Origin of the sequence: Winogradskya humida, from assembly GCF_016862215.1 — a bacterium.
Classification (GTDB): Bacteria; Actinomycetota; Actinomycetes; order Mycobacteriales; family Micromonosporaceae; genus Actinoplanes; species Actinoplanes humidus.
The window spans coordinates 70705-80515 of the sequence record NZ_BOMN01000106.1; the positions used below are offsets into that span (position 1 = coordinate 70705).

Genomic DNA, 9811 nt, shown 5'->3' on the forward strand with positions numbered 1-9811 from the left:
CCCGGATGGCACCCTGAGGGTATGGCGCTCGTCCTGGATACCTCGGTGATGGCACCGGCCGATCGGGCCGAGGCTGTGCGGGCTGCGATGCGCGATGCCCGGGTGCCGGCGCTGCTCACCCATGAGTCCGAGGAGCGGGTCCACGCCCGCCTGAACTTCTGGGATCTGGGTGGGCGGGCCGCGCTGATGCACCGCAGCAGTTCCGGGCTGGTGCTGCGGCGCACGCCGGGGATGGTGCGGCGGATCGCCGAGGACAGGCTCGGGTTCGTGCTGCTCAGCCCGGGGCGGTGGAGTTTCTCGCAGGGCGCGGCGGAGCGCCGGGAGCAGCGCACCGACTGGGGCATCATGATGGTCGACCAGGCGCTGCCCTACGAGTTCGGGCGTTACGGCGACGGTGCGACAGTGTCGTTCAACGTGGACCGGGACGCGCTCGGGCTGCCCGGGGACCTCATCCGGGCGGCGGCGCCACGGCTGCAGGCCAGCCCGGTGCGGCGCCTGGTCATGGAGCATCTGCTCGGGCTGACCGAGGCCCTCGACCAGCCGGCCCCGGTCCGCTCCCTTCTCGGTTCCGCGACCGTCGATCTGATGCGCGCCCTGGTGGCGACGACCGCAGACCCCCGGGTGGAACAGCCAGGTGAGGCACTGCTGACCCAGACCAAGCTCTATGTACGCCGTCACTACAGCGATCCCACACTGGACGCCGCCCGGATCGCGCGGGTCCACGCCGTCTCGGTGCGCCGGCTCTACGCGGTGTGGGCGGCCGACGCGGAAACCCTGGCGGGGCACATCATGCGCGTGCGGCTGGAGGAGGCCCGGTCGTTGCTCGCCATGCGAACCTGGCCGGTCGCCGCGGTGGGGCGGGCGTGTGGTTTTGTGGACATGGCGCACTTCGCCCGGCGGTTCAGGCAGGCGTTCGGGATGTCTCCGCGAGAGTGGCGGGCCGTCGGCGGGCTGGGTACGCTTCCCGGCACGACCGACAGAACGGGCACCGACCAGCCATGAGCAAGCCGCTTCGCCCTGGTGATCCCACCCGGCTCGGCAGGTATGACCTCGTCGGCCGGCTCGGGCAGGGCGGCATGGGCACGGTCTTCCTCGGCCGCGCGCAGGACGGGTCGGCGGTCGCGATCAAGATGGTGCGGCCGGAGTTCGCCGACGACCCGGAGTTCCGGGGACGGTTCCGCAGCGAGGTCAACCGGGCCAAACAGGTGCCGCCGTTCTCCACCGCCGAGGTGCTCGACGCCGACCCCGACCACGACCCGCCCTATCTCGTGGTGGAGTACGTCGACGGGCCCAGCCTGCAGGCCGTGATCTCGCAGAAGGGGCCACTGACCGGCTCCGCGCTGCACGGGGTGGCGGTCGGCATCGCGACGGCGCTGACCGCGATCCACGGCGCGGGCGTGATCCACCGCGACCTCAAACCGGGCAACGTCCTGATCGCGATGGGTGGCATCAAGGTCATCGACTTCGGGATCGCGCGCGCTTTCGAGGCGACGAGCGCTCACACGCGTACCGATCAGATGGTCGGCACTGTCGCCTACATGGCGCCGGAACGGCTCGACCCGGAGTTCGGCAGGGATCTGACGTCGGCGGCGGATGTCTTCGCGTGGGGCGTGGTGGTGACCTACGCGGCTTCCGGGCACACGCCGTTCGCGGCGGACTCGGCGGCGGGCACCGCAGTGCGCATCCTGACCCGGCCGCCGGACACCGCGGACGTGCCAGAGCCGTTGCGTGACCTCGTGGAACGGGCGCTCGCGAAACACCCCGAGGAGCGGCCGACCGCGCGGGAGCTGCTCGACGCGCTCCTCGGCAGCCAGACGCTGGCGGTCCGGCAGGTGGCAGCCGTCGTCCCACCACCGGACGACACCGCCGGCACCGCGCATCCCGTCCCGCGCCCGCCCGCCGACGCCGTCCCGCAACCGTCCGGGAAGGACGGGACGGCCCGGCCACACCGGTGGCGCCGCGCGGCGCTGGCCACGGCAGTCGCGGTGGCGCTGGTGATCGGCGGCGTCCTCGGGTTGCACAGGGCAAACTCCGGCGGCGGCGAAACGCAAGCCACCTCGACGGACCCTGCCTCCACCATCCTCGCCGGTGAGCGGGCGTTCTCCATCCAGCTCGACACCGGCAACCGCTACTTCATGCTGGACACCGGCGGCGCCGAGCTCGAGGTCTCCGACGGCACGGGCTCCCGGTCCCAGTTCGTCCTCGAGCCGGTGGGCGTCGACTACCTGATCAGGTCCCTGGCCAACGAGGGCCGGGCCGGCGCGGACATCTGCCTCGGCGTCAAGATCACCCCGGGTGAGAACGTCCGGCCGGTCGTGGGGACGGGGTGCACGCCGACGAAGGGGACGCTGTTCTCGATCACGCCGACCGGTGCGAACGACACCAAGGGCCGGCCCGCCTACCGGATCGGCAACGAGTACGGCTGGCTGAAGTGGGACGCCGACGCCAAGCGCTCCGAGGTCACCGAGGTGGGCGAGGCCACGTACGCCGACAGCTACAGCCTCATCGACCGCGGTGAGCTCCCGGATGTTCCTGCCTCCACGGCGCCGACGACCACCGCCCCGACGTCGGCGGCGCCGGCCACGAGCGGGCCGAAGCTCGTCAATTCGGACCTGTCCGGCCTGGAGGGACTCGCGATCGACTTCGGCGTACCCGTCGTCATCGTGACCTCCGGAGATGCGGGCGCCGAGTATCACCTCGACGGGCACCCGGACGGCACTGTGGACTTCTCCGGCACCGCCGTCACCGAGACCACCCGGATGACGATCACGGCAGCCAAGGTGCGCAAACGTACGGACGACAACCAGAACCACGTCGTCATCGCCTCCGCCACCGGCACGAAGCTCTGCGTCACCGACAAGACCAACCTTGTCCTGCGCATGGAACCGTGCCGCGCGGGCGACACCACCCAGTCCTGGAAGATGAGCCCGGCTGGCGACTCCGGCCTCTTCGAACTGACCGGCCCCCACACCGCCGTCAAGGTCGATCAAGGCAAGATCACCGACGATGGGTACGCCGCCCTGTCGACGATCGCCGTCAAGTCCTGATCTCCGCACAACCAGCATGATGGCGTGCACGCAGCGGCTACTTCGTACGCCGGGGGCCGCCTAGCGTTGATGAGCATGCCTGACCTGTCCCCGCTCATCGGACGAGCCGCCGAGCTGCGAACGCTGACCACCCTGCTCGACGACGCCACGGCCCGCGGTGGCGGCGCCATGGTGATTCGCGGTGAGGCGGGCGTCGGCAAGTCCGCGCTGCTGAGCCGGATCACCGCGGCGGCGCGGGCGCGCGGGATGCTCGTGCTGCAGGTCAGCGGGGTGCAGGCCGAGGGGCAGATCGCGTACGCGGGACTGCACCGGCTGCTGCGGCCGGTGGCTGCCACGATCGGGCCGGGGTCGCCGGTGCGGCTGGCGGTCGGGCTGCTCGATCTGCTCGGTGCCGCCGAGTCCCCCGTGCTGCTCGCTGTCGAGGATGCCCCATGGCTCGACACCGCGTCGTGGGACGTGCTGACGTTCGCCGGGCGGCGGCTGGAATCGGACCGGATCGCGCTGGTGTTCACCGCCCGGGACGGTACCGACATCGACCGGCGGCTGGCCGGGGCCGGGCTGCCCGAGCTACGCGTGGAACCGCTGTCCCGCGAGGACGCCGGCACGCTGCTGGACCGGACAGCGCCGGGCCTCCCGCCGACCCTGCGTAACCGGGTGCTGGACGAGTCGGCCGGCAACCCGCTGGGGCTGACCGAGCTCGGCGCGGCCGCCGCCCGCTCGGACGCGGCCGCGCTGCTGCCGTCCTGGTTGCCGTCCTCGCTCCCGTCCTCGCAGCCGTCCTCGCAGCCGTCCTCGCTGCCGCTGAGCGCCCGGGTCGAGCAGCTGTTCTCGGCGCTGGTCGCCGAACTGCCGCCGGTGACGCGAACGCTGCTGCTGGTGGCCGCGCTGGATGACAGCGACGACCTGGACGAGGCGGTGGCCGCGGCGGCCGTCGCGCTCCGCGGCCCGGTGAAGGCCGAGGACATCGATCCCGCCGTGGTGACCCGGCTCGTCCAGATCGACGACGGGTACCGCATCGCCTTCCGGCATCCGCTGCTGCGGTCGGCGCTGCGCCAGTCCGCGGGCGCTGCCGAGCGTCGCCGCGCGCATGCCGCGCTGGCGGAGGTGATCGGCCCGGAATCCGAACGGCAACTGTGGCATCTCGCCGCCGCCACCGCCGGGCCCGACGAGGAAGTGGCCCGGCGCCTGACCGACGCCGCGTGGCGGGCCGGTGAACGGCAGGCCGTCGCCGTCGCGCTCGCCACCCTCGAACGGGCCGTCCAGCTCAGTGAGGACCCGGCCGAGCGCGGGGAACGGTTGCTGACCGCCGTGCACCTGACCCACCAGCAGGGCGACGCCGAGGCGGCGCGCCGGCTGCTGCAACGCATCGACGCCGCGGAACTGCGGCCCCCGGATCGTGCCAGGCTCGCCTGGCTGCGGGAGTTCTTCATGGGCACCGGCTGGAGCGGCAGCGGCCCGCTGGCCCTCTATGCGGAGCTCATCGACGACATCCGCGAATCGGGCAACCAGCGGCTGGCCCTCGACTCGCTGAGCTCGATCTGTGTGCGGATCCACTTCTCCAACGTGGACGAGGCCGTACGACGTCAGTTCCTCGCCGTTGTCGATGCCCTCGGGTTCCCCGCCGACCACCCTGAGGTGATCGCCGTGGTGGGCCTCATCGCACCGGTCGAACGAGGCGCGGCCTGCCTGGAGATCATGCAGCGGCTCCGGCACCGGCTGGACCTGACCCCGACCCTGCACTACGAACTCGGCCTGGCGGCGTCCTCGCTCGGTGCCTTCGAACTGGCCGTCGGCTTCAGCGGCGCGAGCAGCGCCGGGCTGCGGGAACAGGGCCGGATCGGGCTGCTGGCGCAGACGCTGGCCACCCGGACGTACGCCGCCGCGTGCCTGGGCGACACCCGCACCGCGATCCTGGCCGGGTCCGAGGCCGTCGCGCTGTCCCGCGACACGGGACGGCAGTCCTGGGAGGTGACCGCGCGCCTGGCGATCGGTATGGCCCAGGCGTTGCGGGGCGACAGCGCGGCCGCCCTGGAGGCCGCGGATTTCGGTGAAGCGGTCTTCATCCCCGGCCGGATGTACTCGATGCTGGCCCTGGTCCAGCAGGTACGCGGTCTCGAAGCTCTCGCGGCGGGGCGGGCGGCCGACGCCTGTCACGAGTTGCGGCGCATGTTCGATCCCGCGGATCAAGCCTTCCACCCGTACGTGCGGCTGGGCATGGCCGGTCATCTCGCCGAGGCCGCCGCACTCAGCGGTGCCCACGACGTCCTGCGTGAGCTGGTCGCCGAGCTGGAACCGATCGCCGTGCAGGGGCGTAATCCCGCGCTGCGGGCCGGGCTCGCCTATGCCCGGGCCGTACTGGCCGACGACGAGGCCGGTTACGAGGCCGCCCTCGCGACGGACGCGGGGAACTTCGAACGGGCCCGGGCCCAGCTCGCGTACGGCTCGTGGCTGCGCAGGCGGCGGCAGCGCGGCCGGGCCCGTCCGCACCTGCGCGGGGCCGCGGCAGCGTTCGAGGCGCTCGGTGCGACGCCGTGGGCGGAGAGAGCGCTTGCTGAGCTGCGGGTCACCGGCGAGACCCGGCGCCGGCCGGATGACGCCACGGCGACCCTGACCCCGCAGGAGGTGCAGATCGCCCGGCTCGCCGCGGACGGGCTGAGCAACCGGGAGATCGCCGGGCGGCTGTTTCTGTCGCCGCGCACGGTCAGCACCCACCTCTACCGGATCTATCCGAAGGTCGGGGTCAGGAGCCGTACGGAGCTGGCGGCCCTGCTTCTTACGTAATCCGACGTACGCGGGCGGGCCGCCCCGCTCCCTACGGTGAAGCCCTGGCTCGCCCACGCGATAGGAGTATCCGTTGTCAGAACTACCGCATCTGTCCACCTCGGTCGACGATCAGGTGGCCGCGGCCAACAAGTCCGGGTTGCGGCCGGTCGTGTTCATCCACGGTCTGTGGCTGCTGCCGTCCAGCTGGGACCGCTGGGCGCAGGTCTTCGCCGACGCTGGGTACGCCCCGGTCTCCCCCGGCTGGCCCGACGACCCGGAAACCGTCGAGGAGGCCAACGCGCACCCCGAGGTCTTCGCCGGTAAGAGCGTCGGCGACGTGGCCGACCACTACTCCGCGGTGATCACGCAGCTGGACCGCAAACCCGCCGTCATCGGGCACTCGTTCGGCGGGCTGCTCACGATGATCGTAGCCGGGCGGGGGCTGGCCGCCGCGTCGGTCGCCATCGACTCGGCGCCGTTCCGCGGCGTGCTGCCGCTGCCGTTGTCGGCGCTCAAGGCGTCCGCGCCCGTGCTCGGCAACCCGCTCAACCGGCACCGGGCCATCCCGCTGACCTACGACCAGTTCCGATTCGCGTTCGCCAGCTCGGTCAGCGAGGAGGAGGCGCAGGAGCTCTACCGGACGTTCGCCGTCCCCGCGTCCGGCACGCCGCTGTTCCAGGCCGCCGCGGCCAACCTGAACCCGTGGACCGAGGCGAAGGCCGACTATCACAACCCCGAGCGGGGTCCCCTGCTGATCGTCGAGGGCCTGGCCGACAACACGTCGCCGCCCGCGATCAACCGGGCCGCGTACAAGCTGCAGTCCGGAAACGAGGGTGTCACCGAGATCGCCTCGATCCCGGACCGGGGCCACAGCATCACCATCGACAGCGGCTGGCGCGAGGTCTGCGACACCGCCCTCTCCTTCATCCGGAGGTACGCGTGAAGAAGCTCCTCGCCGTAGCGGTCGCTCTGTTCGTGGGCGCCGCCCTCACCGTCGCCGGCACCGCCAACGCCGGCGGCCGCACCAAGGTCAAACCCACGATCGTGTTCGTCCACGGCGCCTTCGCCGACGCGTCCGGCTTCGGCGACAGCATCAGCTCGCTGCAGAAACAGGGCTACACCGTGCTCGCCCCGCCGAACCCGCTGCGCAGCCTCAGCGGCGACGCGGCGAGCATCCGCACGTTCCTCGGCACCGTCCCCGGCCCGATCGTGCTGGTCGGGCACTCCTACGGCGGCGCGGTCATCACCAACGCGGCGAGCGGCAACCCGAACGTCAAGGCGCTGGTCTACATCGCGGCGTACGCCCTGGACGAGGGCGAATCCGTCGCCGCCGCCAACCAGCTCGGCGGCGGGCACACCGACATCGAGGCGAATCTCGACTTCCGGCCGTACCCGGGGGCTCCTCCGCTGGCGCAATCACCGACCGGGTACGACCTGGACGCGTACATCAAGCAGTCGTCCTTCCGTGCCCTTTTTGCCGCGGACGTCCCGCCTGCCGAGGCCGCGGTGATGGCCGCCGCGCAGCGACCCGGCACGCTCATCACCCTGGGTGAGCCCTCCGGGGTGCCCGCGTGGAAGACGATCCCCTCCTGGTATCTGGTCGCCCGCAACGACAAGACCATCCCCCCGGAGGCCGAACGCGCCATGGCCGCCCGTGCCAAGGCGCACACGATCGAGCTCGCCACCTCGCACGCCGCGATGGTCAGCCATCCCCAGGCCGTGACGAGCCTGGTCCTGAGCGCGGTCAGGGCCACCGGCTGATCCTGGTCAGGCGATCCGGTCGATGAGCAGCTTGACGAGCTCATCGCCGGTCGTCTGCCATTTCTCGGGGGTCAGATGGCCGCCGTTCTCCATGGCGACGATGCCGTGCACGCTGGACATCAGCAGGCCACCGATCGGGCGGGCACGCTGCGGGTCGCCGATGACGTCCGCGATGATCGTGAGGAACTGGTCATGGGTCCGCGACACCGCGGCCACCGCCTCGGGATGCTCGGCGGTCGGGGCGGCGAACATCAACGCATACGCATGGGGGTGCCGGCGGCCCACCTCCATGAGCCCGGTCAGGGCCTGCTCCAGACGCTCGGACGGCGCCTGACCCCGGTCCGTGATCAGCGCGTCGAGCTGCTCGCCGACCGCCTCCCAGCTCTTGGTCGCCACCGCGGCGAGCAGGTGCTCCTTGTCCGGGAAGTGCCCGTAGGGCGCCCCTCGCGACACTCCGGCCCGGCCCCCGACCGCGCGCAGGGTCACGGCATCGGGCCCGCCCTCGTCGAGCAGCTCAGCCGCGGCGTCGACCAGTGCACGCCGGGTCGCCGCCGCGCTCTCCACTCTGCTGACCATGCGCCCAATCTACCTGACACCGTCAGCCGACTCACTTGACAGCGTCACATGAACTGCTACCGTCATTCACATGACAACGTCACACGAAGAGCTGATCCTGATCACCGGCGCCTCCACCGGCATGGGCGCCGCCACCGCCCGCGAGCTGGCCGCCCGTGGCTACCACGTGCTGGCGGGCGTCCGCCGCGAGTCCGACGCTCCGCGCGGCCCCCACCTCGAGCCGATGATCCTCGACATCACCAATCCGGCCCAGATCGAAGCGGTCGCCCACCGCATCGCCACCGACCCGTCCCACCGCCCCCTCCGCGCCGTGATCAACAACGCCGGCATCGCGGTCAACGCCCCCGTCGAGCTCCTGTCGATGGACGACTGGCGAGAGCAGTTCGAGGTCAACTTCTTCGGCCACGTCGCCGTCACCAAGGCCGTCCTGCCCGCCCTGCACGCCAGCCACGGCCGGGTGGTCAACATCAGCTCCATCGGGGGCAAGGTCGCCATGCCGACCTACGGGGCGTACGCGGGAGCGAAATTCGCCATGGAAGCCATGAGCGACGCACTCCGCCGCGAGCTCGCCCCCCACGGCGTCCAGGTGGTGGTCGTCGAGCCCGGCGGCGTCAAGACCGAGATGACCGGCCGCGGCATCGAGCGCATGAACAACACCATCGCCACGATGACCCCCGCCGAGCACAGCCGCTACGGCGGCCTGCTCCAAGCGGTCGTCAACCACGCCACCGCATTCACCACCACAGGCCAGCCCGCCGACGCCGCCGCCCGCATCATCGCCAACGCCGCCACAACCCCCCGCCCCCACACCCGCTACACCATCGGCCGCGACGCCGCCATGCTCACCCGCCTCTCCCGCATCCTCCCCGACCGCATCCTCGACCGCATGCTCGCCGCCAACCTCCGCCCCCACTTCCCGAAACACCAGCCCGCCCCCGTGTCCTGACATCGGTCGCCTTTGAGGGACCATCGGAGCGACTGCTCGTGTCGCCTTTGGGTGGTCACCGGCTTTGTGCGGTCGGGCCGTTGGCAGCCAAGCCTTGGGCAGTCCAGCCTCGGGCGGCCGGCTGGGTGGTCACCGGCCCTGGGTGGTCACCGCCCCTGGGCAGCCGGCTGGATGGTCGCCGGCCCTGGGCAGCCGGCTGGATGGTCGCCGGCCCTGGGCAGCCGGCTGGATGGTCGCCAGCCTTGGTGGTCGGCTGGGCGGTCACCGGCCTTGGGTAGTCAGCAGCTTTGGATGGATGGTCCAGCCTTGGCTGGCCGCAGGGTGGTCACCGGCCTCGAGCGGCCGCAGGACCGCAACGCCGCACATTTCCGCGACCGGCTCATCACCGTTTCTCGATCCTTCCGGCAGAGCTACGACAGTCGCCGGCCTAGGATCAAGTGGTCGAGATGCGCCGCCATGTCGAGTTCACCGCCGCCACCAGCATGCCGGTCTATTTGTACGACCCGGCCAGCCCGTCGCAACGCGGCTCCACCCAAAATACCAACGGCCTTACTGGAATGGTCCCCAAGAGCAGCAACCTCAGCGTGCACACCCCCGAGGACCTGGCCACGGCGGCCGCCGAGCTCAACAACCGTCCGCGCAAGATCCTCGATTGCGAAACCCCTGCCCAGCGGTTCACCCGATTGCTCGCCGGCGCATCATGATCTTATTCACTGAT

The 9811-nt window shown here is 71.4% G+C and carries 8 protein-coding genes; 7 read left to right on the forward strand and 1 reads right to left on the reverse strand.

Features of this window, described 5'->3' with window-relative positions; translation table 11 throughout:
• Positions 1–21: 21 nt before the first annotated feature.
• The 5 genes from Ahu01nite_RS36495 (at position 22) to Ahu01nite_RS36515 (ending at position 7571) form a co-directional block, all read left to right on the forward strand.
• Entirely contained in the window at positions 22–1002 is a 981-nt protein-coding gene (locus Ahu01nite_RS36495) for a helix-turn-helix transcriptional regulator (protein WP_203841288.1), read from the forward strand.
• A complete protein-coding gene (locus Ahu01nite_RS36500; protein WP_203841289.1) occupies positions 999–3047 on the forward strand; it encodes a serine/threonine protein kinase in 2049 nt (682 codons plus the stop codon). The genes Ahu01nite_RS36495 and Ahu01nite_RS36500 overlap by 4 nt, the downstream gene beginning before the upstream one ends.
• 75 nt (positions 3048–3122) lie before the next feature.
• On the forward strand, positions 3123–5828 hold the full coding sequence (locus Ahu01nite_RS36505) for a helix-turn-helix transcriptional regulator (protein WP_203841290.1): 2706 nt from the start codon (positions 3123–3125) through the stop codon (positions 5826–5828).
• Positions 5829–5901: 73 nt separating this feature from the next.
• Entirely contained in the window at positions 5902–6753 is an 852-nt protein-coding gene (locus tag Ahu01nite_RS36510) for an alpha/beta hydrolase (protein WP_239159429.1), read from the forward strand.
• Positions 6750–7571: an alpha/beta hydrolase gene (locus Ahu01nite_RS36515; protein WP_203841291.1), complete on the forward strand. Its 822-nt coding sequence runs from the start codon at positions 6750–6752 to the stop codon at positions 7569–7571. Before Ahu01nite_RS36510 ends, Ahu01nite_RS36515 begins: the two co-directional genes overlap by 4 nt.
• 6 nt (positions 7572–7577) lie before the next feature.
• On the opposite strand, the gene Ahu01nite_RS36520 is transcribed toward Ahu01nite_RS36515, so the two are convergent.
• Complete coding sequence (locus tag Ahu01nite_RS36520; RefSeq protein ID WP_239159430.1) at positions 7578–8147, reverse strand: TetR/AcrR family transcriptional regulator; 570 nt, start codon at positions 8145–8147, stop codon at positions 7578–7580.
• A gap of 70 nt (positions 8148–8217) precedes the next feature.
• On the opposite strand from Ahu01nite_RS36520, the gene Ahu01nite_RS36525 reads away from it, so the two are divergent.
• Positions 8218–9093, forward strand: coding sequence for an SDR family oxidoreductase (locus tag Ahu01nite_RS36525; RefSeq protein WP_203841292.1), 876 nt, complete (start codon positions 8218–8220; stop codon positions 9091–9093).
• Positions 9094–9539: 446 nt separating this feature from the next.
• Positions 9540–9797, forward strand: coding sequence for an IS30 family transposase (locus tag Ahu01nite_RS36530; protein WP_203841293.1), 258 nt, complete (start codon positions 9540–9542; stop codon positions 9795–9797).
• Positions 9798–9811 lie beyond the last annotated feature (14 nt).

What these genes read in the sequence shown, in the direction of transcription:
- Ahu01nite_RS36495 (WP_203841288.1), top strand. Translation starts at nt 22, where the DNA reads ATGGCGCTCGTCCTGGATACCTCGGTGATGGCACCGGCCGATCGGGCC.
- Ahu01nite_RS36500 (WP_203841289.1), top strand. Translation starts at nt 999, where the DNA reads ATGAGCAAGCCGCTTCGCCCTGGTGATCCCACCCGGCTCGGCAGGTAT.
- Ahu01nite_RS36505 (WP_203841290.1), top strand. Translation starts at nt 3,123, where the DNA reads ATGCCTGACCTGTCCCCGCTCATCGGACGAGCCGCCGAGCTGCGAACG.
- Ahu01nite_RS36520 (WP_239159430.1), bottom strand. Translation starts at nt 8,147, where the DNA reads ATGGTCAGCAGAGTGGAGAGCGCGGCGGCGACCCGGCGTGCACTGGTC.
- Ahu01nite_RS36525 (WP_203841292.1), top strand. Translation starts at nt 8,218, where the DNA reads ATGACAACGTCACACGAAGAGCTGATCCTGATCACCGGCGCCTCCACC.
- Ahu01nite_RS36530 (WP_203841293.1), top strand. Translation starts at nt 9,540, where the DNA reads ATGCGCCGCCATGTCGAGTTCACCGCCGCCACCAGCATGCCGGTCTAT.